This is a genomic window from Micromonospora andamanensis, from assembly GCF_016863495.1.
Lineage (GTDB): Bacteria > Actinomycetota > Actinomycetes > Mycobacteriales > Micromonosporaceae > Micromonospora > Micromonospora andamanensis.
In genome coordinates, this window is sequence record NZ_BOOZ01000005.1 from 75,542 (window position 1) to 102,035 (window position 26,494).

Consider the following 26,494-nt stretch of genomic DNA (forward strand, 5'->3'; position numbering starts at 1 on the left):
GCCATCCATCCCTAGCGTTGATTCCAGCAGCGGCGGATCGCCGCAGAGGGGAAGTATCGACGATGAGTCGCAAACTGGTCCGGCCCCGTGAGGGGCGCATGTTCGCCGGGGTCTGCGCCGGTCTGGCCCGGCGGTTCGGGACGTCCGCCGGGTTGATCCGGCTGCTGTTCCTGCTGTCGCTGCTGCTCCCGGGCACCCAGGTGATCGTCTACCTGGCGCTCTGGATCATCATGCCCAACGAGGACCGACACCTGGTCCCCGGCCACTGACCGACCCCCCATCCCCACCCGCCGCGCGCCGCAGGCCGCGCGCCGCCGTTGATGGCGCAACATCACCGTTGTTGCTGTATCCGGCGCGCGGCAGGCGACAAAAACCCCGAAGTTGTACGCCCAGCTATGAGGGCTGATCGCCGACGACGGTTGCCGCCTGCTGGCGGCGAACGGCGGGGTGGGGGGTGACGGCGGGGGTGGTCAGGGGGCGATGTAGGTGACGCTCACCTGCTCGAAGCCGAGCGAGCGGAGCAGCCCCTCCAGCATCTTCCGGGTGTTCTCCTCGGCCCGGGCGTTCAGGCCGCTGTCCCGGGCCGCCGCGGTGATCCGGTCCTCGGCCAGCCGGTAGACCTCCTGCTGCCGGTTCGGGTCACCGCCGATCAGGTCGCCCACGCGGTTGAGCAGGCCGCGCTCCTCCGCGAAGACGTAGCTCTTCTCCAGGTCGAGGTTGGTCTCGGCCAGTTGCGGCGCCGGCAGCTTGATCTCCACCGACTTCCCGTCGGCCGACTGCACGATCGCCCCCTCGGTGAGGGTGCCGAAGTCGACGTACGCCTCGACGCTGCCCGCCCCGACGAACAAGGTCCGCTGGTTGAGCAGCCAGTCCGGCACGTTGCGCCTGTCGTTCTGCAGGTCGACCACGACCTGGAAGTTGCCCTCGGCGGCCACGTAGCGGCTGAGGTCCTGCATCGACTGGAGCAGCGCCGGCTGAGAGCGGTCGGTCTGCTCCTTGGTGAACGGGTTGCGGAACTCGGGAAGGATCCCGGTGGTCTGCACGCCGAGCAGCACCACCACGGCGAGCGCCGCCGCGCCGAGCACCCAGAGCAGGGCACGGACCGCGCCGCCACCGGAGGGCGGAGCCTGCGGTGGTGTGTCCGGGTCGTCCATGAGCACATCGCCCGACCGCTGGTCGGTAAACCTGCTGGTGGGCTCGTTGATGTCGCCGTCGCGTGCCATCGCCCTCACCGTCCTCGTCAGACGCGGTCTCTGTTGATGACGGTAAGCCCAACCTACGACAGCCGCTCGCCGAGCCCGTCAGATGGAGTGGGCCAGGTTCAGGTGAACGCCGACACGCCGGTGAGTCGCTGCCCGACGACCAGCTGGTGGATCTCCGAGGTGCCCTCGTAGGTCAGCACGCTCTCCAGGTTGTTGGCGTGCCGCATCACCGGATAGTCGCCGGAGACCCCGTTGGCGCCGAGGATGGTCCGGCACTGCCGGGCTATGGCCAGCGCCTCCCGTACGTTGTTCAGCTTGCCGACGCTGACCTGCTCGGGGCGCAGTTTCCCGGCGTCGGCGAGCCGGCCGAGCTGGAGCGCCAGCAGGTAGCCCTTGTTCCACTCGACAGCCATGTCGGCGAGCTTGGCCTGGGTGAGCTGGAAGCCGGCCAGCGGCCGACCGAACTGGGTACGGTTCGTCGCGTACGTCAGGGCGGTCTCCAGGCAGTCGCGGGCCGCACCGAGGGCACCCCAGACGATGCCGTGCCGGGCCTCGGTCAGGCAGCTCAACGGCGCCTTCAACCCGGTCGCGCCGGGCAGCTCGGCGTCCGCCGGCAGCCGGACGTCGGCGAGGGAGATCTCCCCGGTCAGCGAGGCGCGCAGCGACATCTTCCGGGCGATCTCCCGGGCCGTCACCCCCGACGTGTCCATCGGTACGGCGAAGCCCCGCACGCCGGCTTCGGTACGCGCCCAGATCACCGCCACATCGGCGATCGGCGCGTTGGTGATCCACATCTTGGTGCCGTTGAGCACCCAGTCGTCGCCGTCGCGGCGGGCCCGGGTGGCCATCGAGGCCGGGTCGGAGCCGTGATCCGGCTCGGTCAGCCCGAACGAGCCGATCGCCTCACCGGCAGCCATCGCCGGCAGCCAGCGCTGCTTCTGCTCCTCGCTGCCGTAGCGCCAGATCGCGTACATGGCCAACGAACCCTGCACCGAGACCAGGGACCGGACACCCGAGTCACCGGCCTCCAGTTCCAGGCAGGCCAACCCGTACGCGACGGCGGTCGAGCCGGCGCAGCCGTACCCGGTCAGATGCATGCCGAGCAGGCCGAGCTTGCCGAACTCGCGGGCCAGGTCGCGCGCCGGCACCTGGCCTGCCTCGTACCAGCCGGCGACGTGCGGGCGTACCAGGTCGTCGACCACCTGGCGCACGACGGCGCGGATCTGTCGCTCGTCCTCGGTAAGCGATGCGTCAAGGTCGAGCAGGTCCACCTGGGTCACTCGACCGCCTCGGCGAGCACGAACACCCGGGCGTGGATCTGGTTGCGCTGCTGCAGCGCGGCACGCAGCGCCCGGTGCAGGCCGTCCTCCAGGTAGAGGCCACCGTTCCACTGCACGACGTGCGGGAACAGGTCACCGTAGAAGGTGGAGTCCTCGGCGAGGAGCTTGTCCAGCGCCAGCTCACGCTTGGTGGTGATGAGCTGATCCAGGCGCAGCGGACGGGGCGGAATCTCCGCCCACTGCTTCAGGGTCAGGTTGTGCTCCGGGTAGGGACGTCCGTCCCGGACCGCTCTGAAGATCACGACGGCACGCTCCCCTCCCCCTGACCGGCCGGTACCACGACGCCGGGCCGCGTCGCGGCGCTGCGCCGCGACCTGCGGCGCCGATGACCGTGCCAGCGTAGCCGGACCTCGCACGCCACGTTCTGCTCCCTGATGCCAGTTTCGCCACCGGTCGTCCGGTTCTCAACCGGACGAACCCACAGGTTCGGGTCAGCTCCACCGTCCCCGCCGGACCACCTCGTCCACCGGACGGCGCCCCCGACGCAGCGACGGTGACCGGTGGTCGGGGGCGCGATAACCGATAGTGAGGGCGCCGATCGGGTGGTACGCCTCCGGCACACCGAACGCCTCCCGGTAGGACTCCAACCGCTGTGGCGGGATGCCGAAGAAGCACGAACCCAGCCCCTCGTCCACCGCGGTGAGCATCATCAGCAGCGCGGCGAAGCCGGTGTCCACGTACCAGTAGGGCACCGGCCAACGATCCGTCGACCGGTCCGCCCAACCCTTGTCCGGCTCGGCGTACCGCTCCAGGTAGACCGAGCGGTTGGCGTGCGGCACCACGATCAGCGGGGCCCGACGCATCCCGGTGAGCCACCGCCCCATCCCGCCGCCCTCCGGGGTGCTGGCCGTCCAGAAGCGCTCCCGGTCCTCCGGCGACTCCAGCACCAGGAAGCCCCAGCCCTGGGAGAAGCCGGCGGACGGGGCCCGCACCGCGTGCTCCAGCAGCCGCTCCAGCACCTGAGGCGGGACCGGCCGGCCCGGGTCGTAGTTGCGCACCATCCGACGCCGCCGGACCACCTCCGCGAACTCCACGCCGTACTCCTCCACTTGCTCCGCCCGGTAGGTGACCGGACGCTCAGACGCCTGGCCGGATGCCCCAGCTCCCGCGCCAGATGTCGCCCGGGGACAGGGTGATGAGATCCCGGCCGGACCGGAACGCGTCCGGCGGGCAGGTCATCGGCTCCACCGCCACCGACCGGCGGAACCGCTCGCCGGTGAGCGTGTCGCCGGTGAAGACCTGCCACCAGCCGAACTGGTCGTCGGCCCAGATCCGCAGCCCGGCGGAGTTGTCCGGCCCGGTGAGCGTCACCGAGGAGCCGCCGTCGGCGTCCCGGGCCACCTGCCCGAAGGCGAGATCCAGCACCGCGTCGCCGATCCGGCGCGGCTCGGTGTAGTCGTATTCGGTGCCGGTCACCACGGCCGCGCCGACCGGCAGCAGCCGACCGTCGAGCATCAGCCGGGTCCGGGCGGGTACCCGCAGCGCGATGTCCTCCACGGGCACCCCCGGCAGCCGCAGGTACGGGTGCACGGAGAAACCGAAGGGCACCGCCTCGGTGCCGATGTTCGTCACCTCGTGCTCGGCGCGCAGCCCGTCAGCTCCCACACTCCACCTGGTACGCAGCCGCAGCGGCCACGGGTACCCGGGCTGCGGCAGCAGGTCGTAGCCGACCGTGACCTCGTCCGGTCGCTGCTCGATCAGGTGCCACGACGCCCAGTTCACCAGGCCGTGGATGGCGTTGTGCCGCTCCGGCTCGGTCAGGTTGAGCTGCCTGGACTGCCCGCCGAAGGTGTAGACACCGTCACGGATCCGGTTCGGCCAGGGCGCGAGCACCTGCCCCGCCGAGCCCGGGCACACCTCGTCGGTGGCGTACCCGTCGAGGTGCTCGACCCCGTCCTGGCGGTAGGCGCGGAGCCCGCCGCCCACCTCGACGATTACCGCCTCGTGACCGGCGGCTGAGATGCTCCACTGCGCTCCCGACAGGGGGAGCGGATCGCGGCTGTCCATGTCGCCAGACCCTAGCCGCCGACGCCGTAGTTCGCTCGTCACGGTCGGCGGCCCTGGTCAGGCTCGTGCTCACCCGCCACGGTCGGCGGGCGGTAGCGGGTCAACGCCGGGAAAGCCACCGCGAGCAGCACCGCGAGCATCGCCGCCGCCACACCGCCACCGACCCAGGCCACCCCGCTGCCGAACCCGGCCGCCATCGCGCCGGCCCGCAGGTCGCCCAGGCGCGGTCCACCGGCCACCACCACCGTGTTGACGCCCTGGAGCCGGCCGCGCATCCGGTCCGGGGCGTAGATCAACAGCATCGACTGTCGTACCACCGAGCTGACCAGGTCGGCGGCACCGGCCAGCACCAGCAGGACGACCACCAGCCAGAGTTGGCCGGCCAACCCGGCCAGCGCCACCGCGACCCCCCAACCCACCACGGCGAGCACCAGCACCAGACCCTGCCGGCGCACCCGGCCGATCCAGCCCGAGACCAGGCCGGCGAGCAGCGAGCCGATCGCGATGGAGCTGTAGAGCCAGCCCACCGCAGCACCGCCACCGAACCGTTCGGTCGCCACCTCGGGGAAGAGGGCCCGGGGGAAGGCGAACACCATCGCGATCAGGTCGATGGCGAACGAGAGCAGCAGCACCGGGCTGCCGGCCAGGTACCGCACCCCGTCGACGATGCTGCGCAGCCCCGCCTGGCGCGGCCCGCCGTCCGGGTCGGGCTCCGGCGGCATGGCCGGCAGCCGCAGCGCCGCCCACACCAGGGCGGCGAGCAGCGTCGCGTCCACGGCGTACGCGACCGGCAGGGCCACCCCGAGATCCCAGATCGCCAGGATCAGGCCGGCGGCGAGCGGCCCGAGGACCGCTGTCGCCATCGCGGTGGTGAAGTTCAGTGTGGTGGCCGCCGGCACCAGCTCGGCCGGAACCAGCCGGGCCACGAGTGCGCCACGGGCCGGACCGGAGATCGCGAACGCCACCGAACTCAACGCGACAAGGGTCAGCAGGAGGACCGGGCTGCCGATGTCGAGCAACGCCTGGGCCAGCAGCCCCAGCACGGCCACCCAGAGCAGCACGGAGCCGCCCAGCAGCACCCGCCGCCGGTCGATGGCGTCCGCGACCGCGCCACCCCAGAGCCCGAAGACCAGCAGCGGTACGAAGGCGGCGACGCCGAGCAGACCGACCCAGAGGGAGTCCTCGGTGAGCGCGTACATCTCCACCGGGACTGCGACCGCGGTGAACTGGAAACCGAACATCGCGATGGCGTTGCCGATCCACAGCCGCCGGTACGCCGGCACCCGCAGCGGACGCAGATCGATCGCCCAGCGGCGCCGCTCACGCTGCCGCTCCGTGCTGCCGACGGTCACGGTGCCAGCCGCTCCACGACCCAACCCGCACCGGTACGGCGGAACCGCAGCCGGTCGTGCAGCCGGCTCGCCCGGCCCTGCCAGAACTCGACCGAGTCGGGACACACCCGCAGCCCACCCCAGTGCGGTGGGGCGGGGATCGGCGCCACGTCGGCGAAACGCTCCGCCGCGGCCCGGTACGCGTCGTCGAGGGTGGCCCGGTCCGGCAGCACCGACGACTGGGCGCTGGCCCAGGCACCGAGTTGCGAACCGCGCGGGCGGCTGGCGAAGTACGCCTCGGTCTGCGCCCGGTCGAGTCGCTCCACCGGGCCGGTGACGATCACCTGTCGCTGTATCGGGAACCACGGAAAGAGCAGGCTGGCGTACGGGTTGGCGGCCACCTCGACGCCCTTGCGGGAGCCGTAGTTGGTGAAGAGCACGAACCCCTCCGGGTCGTACCCCTTGAGCAGCACCGTCCGCGCGCTCGGCCGGCCAGCGGCGTCAGCGGTGCCGAACACCATGGCGTTCGGCTCGGGCAACTCGGCGGCGACCGCGTCGGCGAACCACCTGTCGAACTGGGCGTGCCAGTCGGCGGCCAGTTCGCTCTCCGTCAGGCCCGACTCGGCGGCGTACTCGTGCCGCATGCCGGCCGGCACCGGTGTGTCCCCCATCACGTTCCCGCTCCTCCCCCGTCGGGCCGGTACGCGCCCGGCGACCAGCCCGTCCGGCCCAGTCTTATCGGTGCCGGACGGGGGCCGGCAAGCGGGATGTCGCCAGCAGCACATCGACAGCGTCTCGCGCACCCGGCCACCAGCAGGCAAGATGTCACGAACACATCCCTGAGGGTCGCCTAAGGCGCTCACCCGGCCGGGGCCGGGACACCGAGCCCGGGCGGGCGCACCGACCACACACCAGGAGCAGTGAGATGGCCGATTTCAAACCCGGACTTGAGGGCGTCGTAGCCTTCGAAACCGTGATCGCCGAGCCCGACCGCGAGGGCGGTGCGCTGCGCTATCGCGGGGTCGACATCGAGGACCTGATCGGCCAGGTTTCCTTCGGCAACGTTTGGGCGCTGCTCGTCGACGGCCGCTTCGGCCCGGGCCTGCCGCCGGCCGAGCCGTTCCCGGTACCGGTGCACTCCGGTGACATCCGGGTCGACGTGCAGTCCGCCGTCGCCATGCTCGCTCCGTACTGGGGCCTGCAGCAGCTGCTGGACATCTCCGACGAGCAGGCCCGCGAGGACCTTGCCCGGGTGTCGGTCACCGCACTCTCCTTCGTCGCCCAGTCCGCGCGCGGCCTCGGGCTGCCGGCGGTCCCGCAGAAGGAGATCGACAAGGCGGAGACGGTTGTCGAGCGCTTCATGAAGCGGTGGCGCGGTGAGCCCGACCCCCGGCACGTCAAGGCGGTCGACGCGTACTTCATCTCGGCGGCCGAGCACGGCCTGAACGCCTCCACCTTCACCGCCCGGATCGTCGCCTCCACTGGCGCGGACGCCGCCGCCTGCATCTCCTCGGGCATCGGCGCGCTCTCCGGTCCGCTGCACGGCGGCGCCCCGTCGCGGGTGCTGACCATGCTTGAGGCGGTCGAGCGCAGCGGCGACGCGGAGGGCTACGTCAAGGGGGTGCTCGACCGGGGCGAGCGGCTGATGGGCTTCGGCCACCGGGTCTACCGGGCCGAGGACCCGCGCGCCCGGGTGCTCCGCCGCACCGCCAAGGAGCTGGGTGCCCCGCGCTTCGAGGTAGCCGAGGCTCTGGAGAAGGCCGCCCTCGCGGAGTTGCAGGCCCGCCGGCCGGACCGGGTGCTCGCCACGAACGTCGAATTCTGGTCCGCCGTGGTGCTCGACTTCGCCGAGGTACCGGCGCACATGTTCACCTCCATGTTCACCTGCGCCCGGATGGGCGGCTGGAGCGCGCACATCCTGGAACAGAAGAAGCTCCAGCGGCTGGTCCGCCCCTCGGCCCGCTACGTGGGCCCGGGCACCCGTAAGCCGCACGAGGTAGACGGCTGGGACGCCGTCCCGCACGACGTCTGAGATGCAGCGGAAGGGCCCCTTCGCCGAATGGCGGAGGGGCCCTTTCCGACTCGCTCGGGCGGCAGGCCAGGTCAGGCGGCTGTGGCGGACGCCTCACGGTTCAGGGTGGGACCAGCGCCCGGACCGGCGGTGACTGGTGCGAGGATGAAGTCCGGCAGCGCTGCCGGACGGGCTCCGACCCGGCACCGCCGTGCGATCACGCACGTGCCCGCCGTCGGTCCGCGCCCATTCTGCTCACCCGGGCCCCGACCCATGCGGAAGGATCTTGAACACCGTGGCTGACGCACCGACCATCCGGATTCCCGACGAGATCAAGCCCGCCGACGGCCGATTCGGCTGCGGGCCGTCCAAGGTCCGTCCGGCCGCGGTCTCCGCGCTCACCGAGGTGGCCACGAGCTACCTGGGCACCTCGCACCGGCAGAAGACCGTCCGCGACCAGGTGGCCCGGTTGCGCTCCGGCATCGCACAGTTCTTCTCCCTCCCCGACGGCTACGAGGTGATCATCGGCAACGGTGGCACCACCGCCTTCTGGGAGGTCGCCACGTTCGGTCTGATCCGCGACCGGGCCCAGTTCGCCAGCTTCGGCGAGTTCGGTGCCAAGTTCGCCAAGGCCGTCAAGGACGCCCCGTTCCTCGGCGAGCCGACGATCCGCAAGTCCGACGCGGGCAGCGCCCCGGCCCTGGTCGCCGAGACGGGCGTGGATGTCTTCGCCACCCCGCACAACGAGACCTCGACCGGCGTCGCGGTGCCGATCAGCCGGGTGGCCGGCGCGGACCCGGGCTCGCTGCTGCTTGTCGACGCCACCTCCGGTGCCGGCGGGCTCGAGGTGAACGTGGGCGAGACCGACGTCTACTACTTCGCCCCCCAGAAGTGCTTCGGCTCCGACGGCGGGCTCTGGCTGGCCCTGATGTCGCCGGCCGCGCTGGAGCGGGCCGCCGAGATCAAGGCCTCGGGGCGGTACATCCCGGCGTTCCTCGACCTGGTCACCGCGATCGACAACTCGCGACTGGAGCAGACGTACAACACGCCGGCGTTGGCGACCATCTTCCTCGCCGCGGAGCAGACCGACTGGATGAACTCCCAGGGCGGCCTGACCTGGGCGGCCAAGCGCACCGCCGAGAGCGCCGCGATCGTGTACGGCTGGGCCGAGCGCTCGTCCGTCGCCACGCCCTTCGTCACCGACCCGGCACTGCGCTCCAACGTTGTCGCCACAATCGACTTCGCCGACGGGGTGGACGCGGGCGCGATCGCCAAGGCGTTGCGCGCCAACGGCATCGTCGACACCGAGCCATACCGCAAGCTGGGCCGCAACCAGCTGCGGGTCGCGCTCTTCCCGGCCGTCGAGCCGTCCGACGTCGAAGCGCTCACCGCTTCCATCGACTACGTCGTCGAGCGACTGTAGGACCGCCGGCCGGACGTGACCGCGGGCCCGGCACCCCGGACGGGGTGCCGGGCCCGCACCGCACGACGCCACCGTCGACCTCCGGCGCTCGGGTGACAACGGACCACTTCGGACCTGATGCGCGCCACTGTCGGCCGTCGGAAGCTGACCCGTCGCACAGCGGCGGAGCAGGTGGATCCGCCGCTTACCCGGGCGTGGCGTCTCCCACCGGGAGACGGATGGGCGTACCGTGGAGCGCAACGCCCCGGGTGGCCGGCTCGTGGCGTACGGCCAGCGAAGCGGGACGGAGGCAACGCGATGCGCCCAGTACGCTTCGTCGCCCTCTCCGAGGACGGCCAGGCCCTGGTGCTCGCCGACGAGGTCGGGCGACTGCTCGCCCTGCCGTTGGACGAGCGTATCGCCGGAGCGCTGCACGCCGAGCCGGGTACGCCCACGCTCGCGGTGGCACCGGCCGCCGCTGACCCGGTGCCTTCCCTGTCCCCTCGGGACATTCAGGCCCGGATCCGTTCCGGTGAGTCCGCCGAGGACGTCGCCCGGATCGCCGGTGTCCCGGTTGACCGGGTGCTCCGCTACGCCGGGCCGGTGCTCCAGGAACGCGCGATGCTCGCCCAGCATGCCCGGCGCACCCGGCTCAAGGGCGCCGAGAAGCCCACGCCGCTCGCCGAGGTGGTGAACGGCCGGCTCGCCCAACACGGGATCGACACCGAGAAGATCTCCTGGGACGCGTGGCGGCGCGACGACGGCACCTGGCGGATCGTCGCCACCTGGCCGTCCGGCAAGGCCACCGCACAGGCGGTCTGGGATCTGGACAAGACCCGACAGTCGGTGACCCCGCACGACGACATGGCGCAATATCTCTGCGCCGAGCGCCCGACGCCGATCCTGGGCCAGGAGCCGGCACCGGAGCGGGGCGGCCACGCCCTGCCCGGCCCGTCGCGCGGTGAACCGAGCCGGGGTGGGCACGGCCTGCCGTCACCCGCCGAGCCGGGACGTTCGGGTCGTGACCCGATCCGCGCCGGCCGCGACGCCCTGCTCGCCTCCCTCGACCGGCCGCTCGGCTCGACCTCGGGCCGTGGTCTCGAGCCACGTTCACCGGCCGCGCTCGCCGGCGGTCCGGACGCGCAGCGCCAGCGGGCCGTCTCCGGGGGTGCTGCGGCCCTGCTCGGTGGCGGTCAGGGCTCGGCTTTCGACGACGACGCGGACGCGCCGAAGGAGGTCCCGGCCGTGCCCTCGTTGGCGGTGCTGCGGCCCCGCCGGACGAACGCCCCAGCCGCCGGTGCCACCGAGTCCGCCGAGCCCGGCGGCAAGCCGCGCAAGCGCCTGCCCAGCTGGGACGACGTCCTCTTCGGCACCGGCCCCGCTGCCCGCGAATCCTCCTAACCCACAGTCCCCACCCCACCCGCGCCCCTCCCTCCCCTCCCTTTCCGCGCCGATCTTGCACTTTCCGTCGGGACATCAGTCCGATAAGGGACGTTTCGGAGCCTGTCGCAGTATGCCGTGTCTAGCCGGGGCGTCAGCGGCGTTTCTGGGAGAATTGGTTATGGCCCGCGGTTATCGTCCTGTGCTGCGTGATCAGGTGTTTCTTCTGCCGCCGGATATGCGGGATTGGTTGCCGGACGATCATCTGGTGTGGTTCGTCCTCGATGTCGTCGAGATGCTTGACGTCTCCGCGTTCGAGGCGTGTCGTCGCCGTGGTGGGGTTGGCGCGGCAGGGTATGACCCGCGGATGGTGCTGGCTCTTCTGGTCTACGCATACTGCCGAGGAGTGCGTTCGTCCCGGCAGGTCGAGCGGCTCTGTCACACCGATGTCGCGTTCAAGGTCCTGTGCGCCGGAGATATCCCTGATCACGCGACGATCGCACGGTTCCGGGCGGGCTCCGAGGATGCGTTTGCTGGGTTGTTCACGCAGGTGCTGATGATCGCGGCGCGGGCAGGGCTTGCCCGGTTCGGCACGATCGCGATCGATGGCACCAAGATTCCCGCGAACGCGTCGATCGACGCGAACCGGGGACAGGACTGGTTCGACCAGCAGGCTACGCAGATCGCCACCGGCATCGTCGAGGAAGCAGCTGACGTCGATGCCTCCGAGAACGCGCAAGCGTGTCACGACGGCGGCGAGGCCAACGGTGACCGTGTCCCCACAGCCTTGGCTGACCGGTCGGGCCGGGCGCAGCGTATTCGGCGCGCGGCGGCGGAGCTGGCTGAGCAGCAGCAGCGTCTGAAGGCCGACGATGAGGCGAGGAAGATGGCGGCCCAGGCTCGACTGGAGGCATCACGAGCTGGTCGGCCGGTGCGCGGCCGGATCCCGGATGGGCCATTGCGGCTTGCTGAGGCGAGAGCTCATCTGGAGCGCGAGCTGCGCGACCACCAAGCGAAACTCGCCCGCAGGGCCGCGTTGATCGCTGCGGGGAAGAAGCCGATGGGTGCTCCGCCTGTCCCGACCGAAGAACACTCCCGGATTATCAGAGCCCGCCGTGTCGTCGCTGCGGCCGAAACCGCGGCCACAGCGGCTGGCAATCGCCAGGCTCCCGCGAAATCTCTGCCGAAGACCGTCGCGAACATCACCGATCCGGACTCGCGGGTGATGCCCACCCGTCGCGGGTTCCTCCAGGGTTACAACGCGCAGGTCGCGGTCACCAGCGACCACGTTATCGCTGCTGTCGATGTGAACCGGAACCCCAACGACATGGGATCGTTCGTGCCGATGATGACCGCCGCGGTTGACGCTGCCGCTGCCGCGCACCAGGCAACCGGTTCGCCCGATCATCAGATCGGGCTCGTGCTGGCCGATGCCGGCTACTGCAGCAACAGCAACCTGAACGCGCCCGGACCGGACCGGCTCATCGCCCTGGCCAAGAGCCGCGAGCAGGCCACAGCGGCGTTGCGTTCACCTACCGACGGTCCGCCACCCGTTGGCGCGACAACACGAGAGGCGATGGCTCACCGACTCAGGACCGCTGAAGGCGCCAAGGCTTACAAGAGACGCGGCGCGACCGTCGAACCCAGCATCGGAACCCTCAAAACCATCCTGGACAGATTCTCCCGACGAGGAATCGCCGCTGCCCGAAGCGAACTGAACCTCGCAGCCGCCGCCTACAACATCCGCAAGATCCACACAGCGGCAGTCTGACGCACCAGCACCGAAGGCCAGTTGAGCCGGGCAGCGCAATCAAGCCAGCCCGCTCCGCACCGCCATCGGCATTCTGCGACAGGCTCTTCAGCGACCAAAAGTGCAAGATCGGCGGGAAGCCGGCGGGGGCGGGAAGTCGGCGGGGTTAGAGGGGCCAGGCGGCGAGGTGGTGGTAGCGCGAGGGGGGTCCGGGTTGGCTGTGCACCAGCACCAACTCCTCGGCTGGCCAGGGCGGGCCGAGGTAGTCGTCGAGGGTGGCCAGGTCCGCCTCGATGTCGGTGTGCGGCAGCCGATCGCCCGGACGGGCGATGGTCAGGTGCGGCCGGAACGGCTTCTCGTCGACTGGCAGCCCGGCTGCGGCCAACCCGGTGCGAACGACGCCCGCCAGCGCCATCAGGCGGGACACGTCGCCGCGTACGTCGACCCAGAGCACTGTGCTGCGGCCCCAGCCGAACCGGCCACCGCCGCCTAGGCGTAGGACCGGCGGCCCGGCCAGCCGCGCGCCCAGCACAGCACCGCCGCGAGCATCGTCGACGGCGCCCCCGAGCGCCTGCCGCACCTCGGCCAACCGGGCGGCCTCCACCTCGCCGAGGAAGGCGAGTGTGAGGTGGGCCGTCGTCGGATCGACAATCCGGACGTTGGTGCCGGCAGCCGAAGCCGCCGCCAGACGTAACCGGGCCACCTGTGCGTTCAGGTGCACGGTGGCCTCGGCTGGTGGGTAGATCGCGGTGAAGAGTCGCACCTGTCACAGGATGGCAGTCAGAGCCACCGCTCGGGTTGCTCGGGGCGGGCGGGCGGCAGCCGTAGGCCGGCGGTGTCCAGCTCGGCCTCGACCCGTACCCGTTCGATCTGCCGGTCGATGCCTGTCAACTCGGCGAGATGCTCGGTGATGCCCAGCGCCCGGCAGGCGAGACGGAGCCGGTCGTCGTACGCGTCGAGCACGTCGCTGTGCCACACGACAGTTCTGCTGCCGCCGGCCCGGTCCCGGCGCAGGCACCGCAGGTCGGCTGCGATCTGCTCCAAGGGCCGCCGGTCCATCCGGTCGAGCGCGTCGAGGTCGATCCGGTCGGCGACCGCGCCCGCGTCGGCAGCCTCATCCAACTGGGCGACCAGTCGTCGTTCCCGGCGCCGCTGCCGCCACTCGCCGTACCGACAGGCCAGCCGGTCGATGACTTCGTCGGTGCAGATGATCAGCGCGATCAGCACCGGTACGAAGACCACAGCCGCCAGCGCCACAGCCAGGAGCAGTAAGCGTAGGACTTCCACCCATCGAAGCTATGCCGCTGCGGAGCGTCAGGTAACCGATTTTCCGCATTCTGCGGGCCCGGCGACGGGCTGGCCCGCAGTGCCGACTCCGCTCACACCTCGGTGACGTAGAACCGGGGCAGCGGAAGCACCCGGAACCGCAGCCGGGCCCCGGCCCGGCGCAGCTGCCAGGCCAGCGCGAGCAGCGCGGTGGTCAGCGAGAGCAGCCCACCGGCCCAGATGCTGGCACCGGCGCCGAAGGTCTCGGCGACCCAACCGATGATCGGTGCGCCGACCGGGTTGGTGCCCAGGAACACCAGCACCCACAGCGCCATCACCCGGCCCCGGAACGCGGCGTCGGTGCCGAGCTGCACCCGCTGGTTCGCCGCCTGGGCGAAGTAGACCATGAAGAAGCCGGTGGGCGGCAGCAGGGCCACCACCATCCAGTACGCCGGGGCCAGTCCGACGAGGGTGCCGAAGGTGGCGCAGCCGATCGCGGCACCCAGCACCAGCCAGACCGAGGGACGGCTCCGCCGGCCGGTCCCGGCGAGGGCACCGATAAGTGCGCCGACGGCGAGCGTGGTGCTGAACAGACCGAACGAGGCGGCCCCGGTGTTGAAGACGGTCTTCGCCAACGCCGCAAGTGTCAGCTGGAAGTTGAACAGCGACATCCCGATCACCGACATCACCACCATCGGGAGCAGCAGGTCGGGCCGTCGGCCGACGTAGCGCAGCCCGTCGAGCACTGTCGCGGCGGCCCGCTCGTCGCGCGGTGGCAGCGGGTCCCGGTGCAGTTCGGCCGGACGCATCCTGATCACCGTGACCAGCGGCGCGATCGAGCTGAGCGCGGTGACCAGGAAGACCGGCCCGACGTCGAAGGCGGCGATGGCCAACCCGGCCACGGCCGGGCCGACGATGCGGGCCGAGTTGAACACGGCCGCGTTGAGCGAGAGTGCGTTGGGCAGCAGCGACGTGCCGACAAGTTCGGAGACGAACGCCTGGCGCACCGGGGTCTCCACCGCGTTTGCCACGCCGAGCAGGGCGGCGAAGACGAAGACGTGCCACAGCTGGACCAGGCCGGTGAGTACCAGCAGGCTCATGGCCAGCGACAGCACGGTCCAGAACGCGTTGGCCACGAAGAGGAGCATCCGCTTGTCGTACCGGTCGGCGAGGCGGCCGGAGAGCAGCGTGAGCAGCAGTACCGGGGTGAACTGGAGCGCGACGACCACGCCGAGCGCGGTTGCCGAGTCGCCGGAAAGCTCGAGGACCAGCCAGTCCTGGGCGATGAACATCATCCAGACACCGATCAGCTTGACCAGTTGCCCGAATGCGAAGAGCCGGTAGTTGCGGACCTGTAGGGACTGGAACATCGTGCTCAGCCTTGCCTGCACTCTTGGTGCGCCTCCTCGCGGTCGTACGCGTCGTCAACGACGGACGGCACGGCGCGGGGCACACCAGGTGTGCGCGGCGTCAGGCTCGGGAGAGTCGCTGGAGGATCTCCGCTGCGTGGTGCAGGGTCTCCCGGTCGGCGTCGCTCAACTCGGCCAGCCGGCGGGCCAGCCACTCGTCCCGGACCCGCTCGAACTGGTCGAGCACGGCCCGGCCCCCCTCGGTCGTCGCGAGGATGACCTGCCGACCGTCGGTCGGGTGGGGGGTGCGCTGCACGAGGCCGCGCTCCTCCAGCTTCGCGACGATCTTCGTCATCGTCGGTGGCTGCACCCGTTCGACGTCGGCGAGTTCCCGCGGCGTGAGCGCGCCCGCCAACCGAAGGCTGGTGAGCGCGGACAGTTGGGTGACCGTCAGGTCACCTACCGGCCGGGCCTGGCGGACCCGCCGGTTCAACCGGGTGATCGCATCACGCAACTGAAGGGCCAGTTGCGCCGGTGGCATGCTCTGAGCCGTCACCGTCCGCTCCGTCACGATAGTTAGCCTAACTAATTAGCTGACCGAGGCGCAGCGGATATGACCATGCTCACCCCGACGTTTCTCCTGCTCCGGGCCGGGCGTACGCATCACGTCGGGTGGATCACGCAAGCCCGGCCCGGGCCACTGTCAGAAGAGCAGCGTCTCGATCGGACCGCGCAGGAAGTACACCACGAACAGCGCCGCCACCGCGTACAGCAGCGGGTGGATCTCCCGGGACTTGCCCTTGGCCAGCTTGACCACCACGTACACGATCAGGCCCGCCCCGATCCCGTTGGAGATCGAGTAGGTGAACGGCATCAACACGATGGTGAGGAAGGCCGGGATGGCGATCTCGTAGTCGGACCAGTCGATGGTCCGCACCGCCGTCATCATCAGGAAGCCGACCACCACAAGTGCGACCGACGCCGCCTCGAACGGGACGACCACCACCAGCGGCGCGAGGAACATGGCCAGCAGGAAGAGCACGCCGGTGACCAGGTTGGCCACCCCGGTCCGGGCGCCCTCCGCGACACCGGCGGCACTCTCGATGTACGACGTGTTGCTGGAGACGCTCGCCGCACCACCACTCGCCGCCGCGATCGAGTCGACGAGCAGGATCTCCCTGGTGCGCGGCGGGGTGCCCTGCTCGTCGAGCATGCCGCCCTCCTGACCGACGGCCACCATCGTGCCCATCGTGTCAAAGAAGTCGGTGATGAGCAGGGTGAAGATGAACATCAGTACGACCAGCCAACCGGCCCGCCCCCACGAGTCCAGCACGTTGAACTGGCCGAGCAGGGACAGGTCCGGAACGTCGAACGGGTTGCTCGGCAGCGTCGGGACGTTCAGCGACCAGCCCTTCGGGTTCGGCACACCGTCGACGAAGGACGGGCCGATGTTGCCCACCGCCTCCACCACCATGGCCAACACCGTGGAGGCGAGGATGCCGACCAGGATGGCCCCCTTCACCCGCCGCACCACGAGCACCAGGGTCACCAGCAGACCCACCACGAAGACCAGCATCGGCCAACTGACGAGCTTGCCGCCGATGCCCAGGCCGAGCGGCACCGTGGTGTTCGCCTCGTCCGGAATCCGCCGTACGAAGCCGGCGTCCACCAGGCCGATGATGGTGAGGAACAGGCCGATACCGACGCCGATCGCCGTCTTCATCTGGGTCGGCACCGAGCGGAACACCGCAGTACGCAGCCCGGTCAGCACCAGCACCGCGATGATCAGACCTTCGATCACCACCAGGCCCATCGCGTCGGCCCAGGTCATCTCGGGGGCGATCTCGTACGCCACAAGGGCGTTCACCCCGAGCCCGGCGGCGACCGCCAGCGGGAACCGGCCGACCACGCCCATCAGGATGGTCATCAGTCCGGCGACCAGGGCGGTGGCCGCCGCGATCGCGGGGATCGGCAGGGTCTGGTTGTCACCGTCGACGGCGCTGCCGAGGATGAGCGGATTGAGCACCACGATGTACGCCATCGTGAAGAAGGTGGCCAGGCCACCGCGCACCTCGCGGGTCAGCGTCGAGCCGCGGGCCGAAATCTCGAAGTACCGGTCGAAGCCGTTACGCGGCTGACCGGAACCGGGTGGGGTGCCGTTGTCGGGCGGCGCTACTGCCATCAGGAACCTCACAGCGGATCATCGGGTTGTCGCGCGCATCGTCGCAGATGGCCGACCTGCCGGGAAGCAGGGTCACGTAGGCTGGCCGGGTGCCCACCCCGCCACCCCGCCCCGAGCCGCTCGATCCGCCGATGGTGCCGTTCGCGCTCGCCGGAATGGCAGCCTGGGCCGTCGCCGGGTTGGTGCTGCTGCTCTTCCGCGACCGGTTGGCCGCCAGTGGCCACGAGAACTGGCTCTGGATCTGCCTGGCCGGATTCCTGTGGGGCTTCCCCGGCCTGGCGGTGATGATGCGGCACGACGCCAATCGCCGCCGCCGTCACGCCGCCGGTTGAGCGGGCCGGCGCCGGCCACTGTCAGGAGTGCCCGTACGGCTCCGCCGGCTCGCCGCCCTCGACCGAACCGGACGCACGGCTGACCGCCATCGGCTCCACCGCGCTGTCGTCGTAGACGGTGGGCATCTCGTCGACAGCCGTGTCAGCCTCGACAAGCGTCTCCGAGTGGGCGCCGCAGCCATGGTCGGCGCTGACCACCCGACCGTCGTCCGGTGCGTAGAAGTTGCCGCAGACACCGAAGCACTGCCGCAGCCTGCCCGCGAGTGGCAGGTAGAAGCCGCAGGTGCCGCAGCGGGCAGCGGCGGGCGCGGAGGCGGAGATCGGTGCCGCGGGGCCGTGATCGCCGTCGTACCAGCGCTGGGCCGTCTCGATCCGTCCCTCCCGCGACATCACCCGGGGCCGACCGAGCCCCAGTTCCCAGGCGGTCTCCTCGACCGCCGGGTCGTCGGAGAGGAGGTAGCCGGGTTGGAGGCGCTCGTCGTCCGACGGGGTCGGCAACAAGTCGCCGGGGCCCAGGTCGCCGGGCTTGAGGCGCTCCTGCCAGGGCAGCCAGCCGGGCGCGAGCAACGCGTCAGGCCCGGGCAGCAGGACCGTCTCACAGATCGTCACGGTACGACTGCGCGGCACCCGCGTCACGGTGACCGCCCACCGCCAGCCGCGGTAGCCGGCCAGGCGGCACTCGAAATAGTGGGTGACAAGTCGATCACCCTCGGCAACGGCCTGGAGGTGGTCGCCGACGTCGTCGGGGCCCACCTCGGTGATGCCGGCGCGCGCCACCTCGACGGCAGCGGCGCAGACCTGGTCAAGACGGGCGGCACGGGCGGAGGCGGGCCTGGTCACCCGACCATTGTTCCCCATCGGGTGGGTGGGCTGTGAGGCACTCCCCAGAGGTGTTCTCCGGCGGTGGCGCAGCATTGCCCCGGCCGATGGGTCAGGATGGGTGCCATGCCGCTGTTCTCCCGCTCTGAGCGGTCCCTCCTCGGGCGGACCGTCGGCACCGGCATCCGCGCCACCCGGCTGATGCTGCGCGGCTCCCTGAGCAGCGGTCGCTGGGTGACCCGCAGTGCCGCTCGGGCTCGGGCCCGGGGTGCCGGCGGGGAGACCGGCATGGTCCGCCTGTTCGATCTGCACGCGATCTCCTGTGCCGGTGACACACTCATCGCCATCGGGCTGGCCGGGACGATCTTCTTCAACGTGCCGCTCGGCGAGGCACGGAGCAAGGTCGCGCTCTACCTGCTGGTGACCATGGTGCCCTTCGCCATGCTCGCACCGGTTGTCGGGCCGCTGCTCGACCACTTCCGGCACGGCCGTCGGTACGCCCTGGCCAGCACCATGCTGGGCCGGGCCTTCCTGGCCTGGCTGATCTCCGACTACATCCACGGCTTCGGGCTCTATCCAGCGGCTTTCGGGGTGCTGGCACTCTCCCGGGCGTACGGTGTCGCCCGCTCCGCGGCCGTACCCCGGTTGCTGCCGGAGGGGCTCGGCCTGTCCCAGGTGGGTGCCCGGGCCAGCGTCTACGGCACGGTGGCGGGAGCGCTCGTCGCACCGATCGGGCTGGCCGCGTTCTGGTTCGGGCCGCAGTGGCCGTTGCGGGTCGCTTCAGTGATCTTCCTGGTCGGCATGGTGATCTCCCTACGGCTGCCGCCGAAGGCCGACTCCGAGCCGCCGGAGCGGGTACCGCGACCGCTGCGGGCGCTGCGTCGGGGCACTGACGAGCGACCGCTGGGCCGGGGCAGACCCGCCGGGCGGCTGGTGATCTCGACCCTGGTCGGCGCGGCCACGCTGCGCGCGGTCTACGGATTCCTGCTGCTCTTCCTGGCCTTCACCATCAAGGCCGGCGACCTGACCACCGTGGTGTTCGGGCGTGACCTGGGCGATGAGTGGGCCCTCGGCCTGGTCGGCGGAGCACTTGCCGTCGGTACCTTCCTGGCCACCGCGATCGGTACCCGGTTGCGCATCCACCGGCCGGCCGCCCTCCAGTCCAGCGGCATGGTGATCGTCGCCGGGGTGGGCGTGCTCACCGTGCTGAGCTTCTCGCTGCCGATGGTCGCCCTGCTCTGCGTGGTGACGGCGATGATGAGTGGCATCGCCAAACTGGCGGTGGACGCCTCGATCCAGGAACGCATCCCGGAACGGTTGCGGGCCAGTTCCTTCGCCCATTCCGAGACCGCGCTGATGCTCGCCTTCGTCGCCGGTGGCGGGCTGGGGCTCGTACCCTTCGACGGCCGGATCGGCATCGCGGTCGCCGCTGGTGTCGGTGCCCTCGCCGCCGCCCGGGCGCTTGTGATGGCCCGACGGCTGCGGGCCGAGAAACTGCGTGGACGGCCGCTCACCGACGACGAGCTGACCGCTGAGAAGCAGGCCGAGGAGGAACGCGCCGAGAAAGAGCGTGCCGAGCAGGAACACGCCGAGGAGCGCGCCGCCGGGGCCACCCCCACGTCCCCGGCGCCCTACCAGGGCGGACGCGATCCGGAGGAGCCAGGGCTGGCACCACCGGGCTTCCACATCTACCGCCCGTCCTCGACGGTCACCGGTTCCGGTGGTGGCGACGACGAGACGCGGCGCAGCTCACCGGGTTCGATCACGTGAGTGGTCTGCTCGTGGTGACCGCGGTGCCGGCCGAGGCGGAGGCGATCCAGGCCGGCCTCGCCGACCCGACAGTGGCGGTACTGCCGGTGGGGGTCGGCCCGGCGGTCGCCGGTGCGGCGACGGCCCGGTTGCTGGCACTCGCCGAGATGGCTGGCCGCCCGTACCGGGCGGTGGTGAGTGCGGGGGTGGCCGGCGGCTTCGCCCGCCGGGTCGCGGTCGGTGGCACCGTGCTCGGCACCCGGGCCATCGCCGCCGACCTGGGCGCGGAGTCACCCGACGGCTTCATCCCGATCGACGAACTCGGCATGCCTGCCGAGCTGCTCGGCGGCGGTACTGCCGTCGACGCCGACGCCACGCTGCTGGCAGCCCTACGCGTGGCGCTGCCGGCAGCGACCGTGGGACCGGTGCTGACCGTCAGTACCGTTACCGGCACCACGACAGGCACCGACGAACTGATCCGACGTCACCCTGACGCGGTGGCCGAAGCCATGGAGGGGTACGGCGTGGCGGTCGCCGCCAGCCAGGCCGGGGTGCCCTTCGTCGAACTGCGTACCATCTCGAACCCGATCGGCCCACGTGACCGGGACGCGTGGCGCCTGCGCGACGCCCTCACCGCCCTCACCGCCGCCGCCTCCGCCCTACGCTGACGCCGCCGCCTCGTGCCCGCCCACCCCGTCCCGTCCGGTCCGGTTCACCTCGGCGGGTCGAGCCGCAGCGCCTGCGGCCGGCTCCACTCGATCCGGTAACCGCACGCCAGCAGGAAGTGGATGCCGCCGAACTCGGCTGTGGCGCAGATCGCGCGCGGACCGGTCTGCTGGATTTCCTCCGTGAGGCGAGCCACCAGCCGACGCCCGATGCCGAGCAGGCGGAGCCGGGGTGCCACCAGCACACCGTCGAGTACCACCTCGCGACGATCACCCAGGTCCTCCCCGAGCAGCAGGTCGAGACTGCGCTCATGGGCACGCAGCTCGCCGACGACGTCGCCACCGGGCAGTTCCGCCACGAGCCGCCAGCAACCGTCCGGCACACCGTCGATGAGGCGACGGATCCGTACCGAATCACGGAGCCGCTCCCGGAGTCGCCGCTCGTCCCGGCGGCCCCGGTCGAGGTCGTAGGTCACCTCGGGAACCCGCAGCGGCCACCGGTCAGGCGGCAGCGAGTACCAATGGGCCCACCAGGCACCGGGCCAGTCCTTCAGCGTCCGGACCTGCCGGACGTCCAGGTGCGCCGGATAGCGCCGGCCCGCATCGTCCCGACGGATGTCGTCGCAGATCACTTCGCCGGACAGGGCTTGTTCGTCGGGGCAGGGCGGGGCTTGTTCGTCGGGACCGGCGATCCGTAGCGCCCCGCCCGCCGCCCGTACCAGGCGCTGCACCGTTCGAAACTGGGCACCGGCGGACCGATCGGACTCGATCCGCGCCACTGTCGACTGCGGCACGCCGGACCGCTCTGCCAGCTCCCGCTGACTCAGGTCAGCCTGCCGACGCAACGCCCGCAGCACCGACCCAAGATCGAGCATCTCATCCTCGTCGTCCCCCATCCACCGATGCTCCCAGCGCCCTCGCAGTCACTCAATCCCGGCCGCGAGCCTGTGGATAATCCTGTGGATAACAGGCCACGGCGAGGATGCCGCAGCCCGATGTCAATCCGATCCTCCAGGCGGCGGCACATGGTGTTGGCGCGCTGTCGAGCTGAACCATCCGTGCTATCGGCCCGACGGACGCGGAACAGCAGACGCGGGCGGCAGACCAGACGACGGTCATCCCACGCGACCGACGTCTCTAGCGCCCAGCGGCGATTCGTTTACGCCCTCAGCTCGACAGGACGTGCCCACCACACCCGCACCTGCCGCCGGAACGGGGCAGGAGCGCGAGGCCCGGTGTGCGCCGGGGCAGGCGGGGGTGAGGCCGGCGGCGGGGGGTGCAGTGAGTCGGCGGAGCTACGGTGGGGGTGTGGCGCTCTCGCTGGCTATCTCGCCCTGCCCCAACGACACGTTCGTCTTCCACGCGCTGGTGCACGGACAGGTGCCCGGCGCGCCGCCTGTCGAGGTGACGTACGCCGACGTCGACGTCACCAACACGGCCGCCGAACGCGGCGCGTACGACCTGGTGAAGGTGAGTTACGCGGCGCTGCCGTGGCTGCTGGAGGACTACCACCTGCTGCCCTGCGGGGGTGCGCTGGGTCGGGGATGCGGCCCGCTGGTGCTCACCCGGGCCGACCGCGACGGCGGGCCGGACCGGGACGACCTCAGCGGTGCCACCGTGGCGGTGCCTGGTGACCGGACCACGGCCTACCTGCTGTTCCGGCTCTGGGCGGCCGGGCGGGCACCAGAGCGCATCGAGGTGGTGCCGTTCCACGAGATCATGCCGGGCGTGGCCGCTGGGCGGTACGACGCCGGACTGGTGATCCACGAGGCCCGGTTCACCTATCCACGACACGGCCTCACCGCCCTGGTCGACCTGGGCGAGTGGTGGGAGTCCGACACCGGGCTGCCGATCCCGCTCGGTGCGATCCTGGCCCGCCGTGGTGTGGTCGACCCGCAGCAGGCCGCCGGCTGGATCCGGGACTCCGTCCAGCGGGCCTGGGCCGATCCGGCGGCCAGCCGGGCGTACGTGCTGGCGCACGCCCAGGAGATGGAGCCCGACGTGGTGGACCAGCACATCGGCCTCTACGTCAACGAGTTCACCGCAGACCTCGGTGAGGCGGGTTTCGCTGCCGTCGAGGCACTGCTCGGCCGGGCCACCGACGCCGGGCTCGTGCCTCAGACCTCCAGCTCGCGGGCGACCGCGTGGACCAGCTGAGCGATCTTCTGTGCGGTCCTGCGGTCGGGGAAGCGGCCCCGACGCAGGTCGGGCTGGACCTTCGCCTCCAACACCTTGATCATGTCCTCGACCAGGCCGTGCAGCTCCTCGGCGGGACGTCGGCGCAGCTCCGCCACGGACGGCGGCGCGTCGAGGAGCTTCACCCCCATCGCCTGGGTGCCCCGCCGGCTGTCCACCACGCTGAAATCAATGCGCTGGCCGCCCTTGAGTTCGGTGACACCCGCAGGTAGCGCGCCCTTCGGCAGGAACACGTCGCCACCCTCGTCGCTGGTGACGAACCCGTATCCCTTGGCCGCGTCGTACCACTTCACTCGACCCGTAGGCACCTGAGAACCTCTGCTTCGCTTGAACCGTCTACTGCCTCAAGGCTAGCCGGATCATCCCGTCGAGCGCCGCCGGGAATCCGGTGAGATCCGCAAGCACCGTCGCCGCCCCGGCCGTGCGCAGTTCATCGGCCGAACACGGGCCCGTGGCCACCGCGATGCCGGGCACTCCGGCCGCAGCGGCGGCCACCATGTCCGCCACATGATCGCCGACGTAGTGGGTCGCCCCGTGCGCCCGCAACGCGGTCGCCTTCTCCTCGGCGAACAGGTCACCGGCCAGCTCGTCCACGGCCAGCCCCAGGTGATCCAGGTGCAGCCGGGCCAGCCGACCGACCTTGGAGGTGACCACCAGCACCCGGCCACCGCGATCACGGACCGCGGCGAGGGCCGCCACCGCGCCGGGCAGTGGCACGGTCGGCGTGATCGCGTACGCCGGGTACAGCTCGCGGTAGACGGCCACCGCCTCCTCGACCTGCTCCGGTGGAAACCAGTGGGCGATCTCGGTACGCAGCGGCGGGCCGAGCCGGGACACGGCGACATCGGCATCGACGGGTACGCCGGTCCGTTCGGTCAACGCGCGGTACGTCGCGGCGATCCCGGGACGCGAGTCGACAAGCGTCATGTCGAGATCGAATCCGACGGTCAACGAAGGCATCCTGGAAAGCTACCCGGCCAGTCGGACCGGCCGGGACGTCCGATGGGCGAGAGTGCCCCCCTCCGGGCTAGCGTGGAACGACGATGAGCACCTCACTCGCCGACCACCTGCGGTCGCTGCCCGACGAGTCCCTCGCCGCGCTCCTTCAGCTACGGCCCGACCTCGTCGTACCGGTCCCCGCCGACGTGGCCGCCCTCGCCATCCGGGCACAGTCCCGCGTCTCGGTGTCGCGCGCGCTCGACGGGCTGGACCAGTTCACGCTCCAGATCCTGGACGCCGCCCGGTTGACCCGTGACCCGGCCGACGGCACCACCTCGGTCGACGGGGTCCTCGCCCTGGCCACCAACGGCCCCAACCCACCCGCGCCCACCGCCGTGCGGGCCGCCGTCGACCGGCTACGTGCCCGCTTCCTGCTGTACGGCACCGACCGGGCCCTGCACCTCGTCGGTGGCATCGACGAGATCTCCCCGTACCCTGCGGGGCTCGGTCGGCCGGCGGCGGAGCTGGACCCGCGCACGGCCGCGCTCTGCGCGGACCCGGCGAAGCTGCGGCGGACGCTGCTCTCCGCGCCGCCGTCGGCCCGGGCGATCCTGGACCGGCTGGCCGCCGGTCCACCTGTCGGCAGCGTGCCGCCCGGCGCGTTGCAGGCACCTGCGGTCGGCGCGGACGACGACCTGCCACCGGACGACACGAACGGCGGCGCGCCGACCGGCTCTCCGGTGCGGTGGCTTGTCGACCACCGGCTGCTGGTACGGGTCTCCGGCGGTAAGGGTGGCACCGCCGGCATGGTCGAGCTGCCCCGGGAGATCGGGTTGCTGCTGCGCCGCGACACCGGCCCGCTGGGTCCGCTGAGCAGCAGCCCGCCCCAGGTGGCCGCCACGCCGCGCGAGCCGAAGGCGGCCGACTCCGCCGGGGCCGGGCAGACCATGGAGGTGGTACGCCACACCGAGGCGCTGCTGGAGCAGTTGGCCGCCGAACCGGCACCGGTACTGCGGTCGGGCGGAATCGGCGTGCGTGACCTGCGCCGGTTGGCGCGGGTCACCGGGTTGGACGAGCCGACAGCCGCGCTGCTGCTGGAGGTGGCGTACGCGGCCGGGCTGACCGGTGAGATGGAACTGCCCGGCGTCGCCGGCCGGTACGGCGCCGACCAGCAGGTGCTGCCCACCGCCGGGTACGAGATGTGGCGGGCCGGTTCGCTGGCCCAACGCTGGGAGCAGGTGGCCCGGGCCTGGCTGACCATGACCCGACAGGTCGGGCTGGTCGGCCAGCGCGACGACCGGGACCGCCCGATCACGGTGCTGTCGGCGGAGGCGGAACGGGTGGGTGCCCCGGCCGCCCGGCGGGCGGTGCTCGGCGTACTCGCGGATCTCGAACCGGCCGCGGCGCCCAGCGCCGAGGAGGTGCTGGCGCTGCTGGACTGGCGGGCGCCCCGACGCAGCCGTGGCCGGGAGAACGCGCATCGGGAGGTGCTGGCCGAGGCGGCCACGTTGGGCGTGACCGGGCTGGGCACGCTCACCTCGTACGGGCGGCTGCTGCTGGCCGAGGCGACGGCGAGCGAGGACGGCGCGACGGACGACCCGTTGGGGCTGCGGGCCGACGCCGAGGACGGCGGCAGCGCGGTCCGGGTGCTCGACACGCTGCTACCCGCCCCGGTGGACCACTTCCTCGTCCAGGCTGACCTGACCGTGGTGGTGCCCGGGCCGCCGGAGCCGGCGCTCGCCGCCGAACTGGAGGTGGTCGCCGAGCCCGAGTCGGCGGGTGGGGCGAGCGTGCACCGGATCACCACGGGCAGTGTGCGACGTGCCCTGGACGCCGGCTACTCCGCCGACGACCTGCACGAACTGTTCCGCCGTCGATCCCGCACCCCGGTACCGCAGGGATTGACGTACCTGATCGACGACGTGGCCCGCAAGCACGGCGGGCTGCGTATCGGCTCCGCCGGGGCGTACCTGCGCAGCGACGACGAGGCGCTGCTGGCCGAGGTGCTGGCCGACCGGCGGGTCGAGGCACTGGCGCTGCGTCGGCTCGCGCCGACCGTGCTGGTGACCCCGTACCAGGGTGGCCGGCTGCTGAGCGTGCTCCGGGAGGCCGGCTACGCCCCGGTGGCCGAGGATGCCACCGGGTCGACGGTGCTCACCCGGCCCAAGACCCGACGGGCGCCGGCCCGGGTGTCGGTGGCGAGTCGGGCACTCGACCCACTCGCCACCCCACGTCTGCCGCTGCCCCGTCTGCTCGGCGTGGTGGAGCAGATCCGCCGGGGTGACGCGGTGGCGCGGGCGGCCCGACGGGCCCCCGCTGTGGTGCGGGGCGCGACGCCGGACGGGCCGACCCCCGCGCACGGTCACCACGATGCCCTGGCCGTGCTGCAACAGGCGGTACGGGACAAGGCGCTGGTCTGGGTCGGCTACGTCGACGCACACGGGGCGACCGCGTCCCGGCTGGTGCGGCCGGTCTCGCTCGGCGCGGGCTACCTGCGCGCCGAGGACGAGCGCACCGAGATGCTGCACACCTTCGCGCTGCACCGGATCACCGCAGCGGTGCTGGAGAAGTGAC

25 protein-coding genes and 1 pseudogene are annotated in these 26,494 nt (G+C 71.5%); 10 read left to right on the forward strand and 16 right to left on the reverse strand.

The window, feature by feature from the left end:
* Window positions 1–62 precede the first annotated feature (62 nt).
* Window positions 63–269, forward strand: a complete 207-nt coding sequence (locus Van01_RS06905) for a PspC domain-containing protein (protein WP_204002253.1) — start codon at window positions 63–65, stop codon at window positions 267–269.
* A 201-nt stretch (window positions 270–470) separates the two neighbouring features.
* On the opposite strand, the gene Van01_RS06910 is transcribed toward Van01_RS06905, so the two are convergent.
* The 7 genes from Van01_RS06910 to pdxH form a co-directional block, all read right to left on the reverse strand.
* The gene (locus Van01_RS06910) at window positions 471–1,223 is read right to left on the reverse strand and encodes a DUF4230 domain-containing protein (protein WP_204002255.1); all 753 of its coding nucleotides are present in this window, start codon (window positions 1,221–1,223) and stop codon (window positions 471–473) included.
* Window positions 1,224–1,321: 98 nt separating this feature from the next.
* Window positions 1,322–2,482, reverse strand: coding sequence for an acyl-CoA dehydrogenase family protein (locus Van01_RS06915; protein WP_204002265.1), 1,161 nt, complete (start codon window positions 2,480–2,482; stop codon window positions 1,322–1,324).
* A complete protein-coding gene (locus Van01_RS06920) occupies window positions 2,479–2,784 on the reverse strand; it encodes a type II toxin-antitoxin system VapB family antitoxin (RefSeq protein WP_093404142.1) in 306 nt (101 codons plus the stop codon). The genes Van01_RS06915 and Van01_RS06920 overlap by 4 nt, the downstream gene beginning before the upstream one ends.
* A gap of 189 nt (window positions 2,785–2,973) precedes the next feature.
* Complete coding sequence (locus tag Van01_RS06925) at window positions 2,974–3,576, reverse strand: nitroreductase family protein (protein ID WP_204002268.1); 603 nt, start codon at window positions 3,574–3,576, stop codon at window positions 2,974–2,976.
* A 43-nt stretch (window positions 3,577–3,619) separates the two neighbouring features.
* Window positions 3,620–4,549 carry an aldose 1-epimerase family protein gene (locus Van01_RS06930; RefSeq protein ID WP_204002271.1) on the reverse strand — a complete coding sequence of 310 codons (930 nt, stop codon included), beginning with the start codon at window positions 4,547–4,549 and terminating at the stop codon, window positions 3,620–3,622.
* A 38-nt stretch (window positions 4,550–4,587) separates the two neighbouring features.
* Window positions 4,588–5,901 carry an MFS transporter gene (locus Van01_RS06935; protein ID WP_204002274.1) on the reverse strand — a complete coding sequence of 438 codons (1,314 nt, stop codon included), beginning with the start codon at window positions 5,899–5,901 and terminating at the stop codon, window positions 4,588–4,590.
* Window positions 5,898–6,551 carry a pyridoxamine 5'-phosphate oxidase gene (pdxH, locus tag Van01_RS06940; RefSeq protein ID WP_239098910.1) on the reverse strand — a complete coding sequence of 218 codons (654 nt, stop codon included), beginning with the start codon at window positions 6,549–6,551 and terminating at the stop codon, window positions 5,898–5,900. Before pdxH ends, Van01_RS06935 begins: the two co-directional genes overlap by 4 nt.
* Window positions 6,552–6,805: 254 nt before the next feature.
* Between pdxH and Van01_RS06945 the strand changes: the two genes are divergently transcribed.
* From Van01_RS06945 to Van01_RS06960, 4 genes are all read left to right on the forward strand, one after another.
* The gene (locus Van01_RS06945) at window positions 6,806–7,912 is read left to right on the forward strand and encodes a citrate synthase 2 (protein ID WP_204002277.1); all 1,107 of its coding nucleotides are present in this window, start codon (window positions 6,806–6,808) and stop codon (window positions 7,910–7,912) included.
* Between the two features lie 274 nt (window positions 7,913–8,186).
* Entirely contained in the window at window positions 8,187–9,314 is a 1,128-nt protein-coding gene (gene serC / locus Van01_RS06950; protein ID WP_204002280.1) for a phosphoserine transaminase, read from the forward strand.
* Between the two features lie 297 nt (window positions 9,315–9,611).
* Window positions 9,612–10,694 carry a septation protein SepH gene (sepH, locus tag Van01_RS06955; protein WP_204002282.1) on the forward strand — a complete coding sequence of 361 codons (1,083 nt, stop codon included), beginning with the start codon at window positions 9,612–9,614 and terminating at the stop codon, window positions 10,692–10,694.
* A 181-nt stretch (window positions 10,695–10,875) separates the two neighbouring features.
* Complete coding sequence (locus Van01_RS06960; RefSeq protein WP_204002284.1) at window positions 10,876–12,444, forward strand: transposase; 1,569 nt, start codon at window positions 10,876–10,878, stop codon at window positions 12,442–12,444.
* Between the two features lie 145 nt (window positions 12,445–12,589).
* On the opposite strand, the gene thpR is transcribed toward Van01_RS06960, so the two are convergent.
* The 5 genes from thpR to Van01_RS06985 form a co-directional block, all read right to left on the reverse strand.
* Window positions 12,590–13,186, reverse strand: a complete 597-nt coding sequence (gene thpR / locus Van01_RS06965; protein ID WP_204002295.1) for an RNA 2',3'-cyclic phosphodiesterase — start codon at window positions 13,184–13,186, stop codon at window positions 12,590–12,592.
* A gap of 17 nt (window positions 13,187–13,203) precedes the next feature.
* Window positions 13,204–13,710, reverse strand: a complete 507-nt coding sequence (locus Van01_RS06970) for a hypothetical protein (protein WP_204002298.1) — start codon at window positions 13,708–13,710, stop codon at window positions 13,204–13,206.
* A gap of 92 nt (window positions 13,711–13,802) precedes the next feature.
* The gene (locus tag Van01_RS06975; protein WP_204002301.1) at window positions 13,803–15,080 is read right to left on the reverse strand and encodes an MFS transporter; all 1,278 of its coding nucleotides are present in this window, start codon (window positions 15,078–15,080) and stop codon (window positions 13,803–13,805) included.
* Window positions 15,081–15,159: 79 nt separating this feature from the next.
* On the reverse strand, window positions 15,160–15,609 hold the full coding sequence (locus tag Van01_RS06980) for a MarR family winged helix-turn-helix transcriptional regulator (RefSeq protein WP_204002317.1): 450 nt from the start codon (window positions 15,607–15,609) through the stop codon (window positions 15,160–15,162).
* A gap of 132 nt (window positions 15,610–15,741) precedes the next feature.
* Window positions 15,742–17,220 (reverse strand): NCS2 family permease, encoded by a 1,479-nt coding sequence (locus Van01_RS06985; RefSeq protein WP_204002320.1) that lies wholly within the window; start codon window positions 17,218–17,220, stop codon window positions 15,742–15,744.
* Window positions 17,221–17,309: 89 nt separating this feature from the next.
* Between Van01_RS06985 and Van01_RS06990 the strand changes: the two genes are divergently transcribed.
* Window positions 17,310–17,552 (forward strand): DUF2530 domain-containing protein, encoded by a 243-nt coding sequence (locus Van01_RS06990; protein WP_204002323.1) that lies wholly within the window; start codon window positions 17,310–17,312, stop codon window positions 17,550–17,552.
* Between the two features lie 21 nt (window positions 17,553–17,573).
* On the opposite strand, the gene Van01_RS06995 is transcribed toward Van01_RS06990, so the two are convergent.
* Window positions 17,574–18,410 carry a DUF3027 domain-containing protein gene (locus tag Van01_RS06995; RefSeq protein ID WP_204002326.1) on the reverse strand — a complete coding sequence of 279 codons (837 nt, stop codon included), beginning with the start codon at window positions 18,408–18,410 and terminating at the stop codon, window positions 17,574–17,576.
* Window positions 18,411–18,497: 87 nt separating this feature from the next.
* On the opposite strand from Van01_RS06995, the pseudogene Van01_RS07000 reads away from it, so the two are divergent.
* Window positions 18,498–19,905 (forward strand): annotated as a pseudogene (locus Van01_RS07000) (MFS transporter); the annotation flags it as partial.
* 232 nt (window positions 19,906–20,137) lie between these two features.
* Complete coding sequence (locus Van01_RS07005; protein WP_204002333.1) at window positions 20,138–20,788, forward strand: futalosine hydrolase; 651 nt, start codon at window positions 20,138–20,140, stop codon at window positions 20,786–20,788.
* A gap of 44 nt (window positions 20,789–20,832) precedes the next feature.
* Here the strand turns inward: Van01_RS07005 and Van01_RS07010 are convergent, their stop codons facing one another.
* Window positions 20,833–21,681, reverse strand: a complete 849-nt coding sequence (locus tag Van01_RS07010; RefSeq protein WP_204002336.1) for a GNAT family N-acetyltransferase — start codon at window positions 21,679–21,681, stop codon at window positions 20,833–20,835.
* Window positions 21,682–22,093: 412 nt separating this feature from the next.
* Here Van01_RS07010 and Van01_RS07015 point away from each other — a divergent pair, with 412 nt between their 5' ends.
* On the forward strand, window positions 22,094–22,942 hold the full coding sequence (locus tag Van01_RS07015) for a 1,4-dihydroxy-6-naphtoate synthase (protein WP_204002339.1): 849 nt from the start codon (window positions 22,094–22,096) through the stop codon (window positions 22,940–22,942).
* On the opposite strand, the gene Van01_RS07020 is transcribed toward Van01_RS07015, so the two are convergent.
* Together Van01_RS07020 and Van01_RS07025 are read right to left on the reverse strand one after the other, a co-directional pair.
* Complete coding sequence (locus Van01_RS07020; RefSeq protein ID WP_099847833.1) at window positions 22,903–23,289, reverse strand: cold-shock protein; 387 nt, start codon at window positions 23,287–23,289, stop codon at window positions 22,903–22,905. The genes Van01_RS07015 and Van01_RS07020 overlap by 40 nt on opposite strands.
* A 28-nt stretch (window positions 23,290–23,317) precedes the next feature.
* Window positions 23,318–23,941, reverse strand: a complete 624-nt coding sequence (locus tag Van01_RS07025; RefSeq protein ID WP_204002342.1) for an HAD family hydrolase — start codon at window positions 23,939–23,941, stop codon at window positions 23,318–23,320.
* Between the two features lie 83 nt (window positions 23,942–24,024).
* Between Van01_RS07025 and Van01_RS07030 the strand changes: the two genes are divergently transcribed.
* A complete protein-coding gene (locus Van01_RS07030; RefSeq protein ID WP_204002344.1) occupies window positions 24,025–26,493 on the forward strand; it encodes a helicase-associated domain-containing protein in 2,469 nt (822 codons plus the stop codon).
* The last annotated feature ends 1 nt before the right edge of the window (window position 26,494 follow it).

Coding starts and splice junctions, on each gene's coding strand:
- Van01_RS06905 (WP_204002253.1), top strand. CDS start 63: ATGAGTCGCAAACTGGTCCGGCCCCGTGAGGGGCGCATGTTCGCCGGG.
- Van01_RS06910 (WP_204002255.1), bottom strand. CDS start 1,223: ATGGCACGCGACGGCGACATCAACGAGCCCACCAGCAGGTTTACCGAC.
- Van01_RS06930 (WP_204002271.1), bottom strand. CDS start 4,549: ATGGACAGCCGCGATCCGCTCCCCCTGTCGGGAGCGCAGTGGAGCATC.
- pdxH (WP_239098910.1), bottom strand. CDS start 6,551: ATGGGGGACACACCGGTGCCGGCCGGCATGCGGCACGAGTACGCCGCC.
- Van01_RS06945 (WP_204002277.1), top strand. CDS start 6,806: ATGGCCGATTTCAAACCCGGACTTGAGGGCGTCGTAGCCTTCGAAACC.
- sepH (WP_204002282.1), top strand. CDS start 9,612: ATGCGCCCAGTACGCTTCGTCGCCCTCTCCGAGGACGGCCAGGCCCTG.
- Van01_RS06985 (WP_204002320.1), bottom strand. CDS start 17,220: ATGGCAGTAGCGCCGCCCGACAACGGCACCCCACCCGGTTCCGGTCAG.
- Van01_RS06995 (WP_204002326.1), bottom strand. CDS start 18,410: ATGGGGAACAATGGTCGGGTGACCAGGCCCGCCTCCGCCCGTGCCGCC.
- Van01_RS07010 (WP_204002336.1), bottom strand. CDS start 21,681: ATGGGGGACGACGAGGATGAGATGCTCGATCTTGGGTCGGTGCTGCGG.
- Van01_RS07025 (WP_204002342.1), bottom strand. CDS start 23,941: ATGCCTTCGTTGACCGTCGGATTCGATCTCGACATGACGCTTGTCGAC.
- Van01_RS07030 (WP_204002344.1), top strand. CDS start 24,025: ATGAGCACCTCACTCGCCGACCACCTGCGGTCGCTGCCCGACGAGTCC.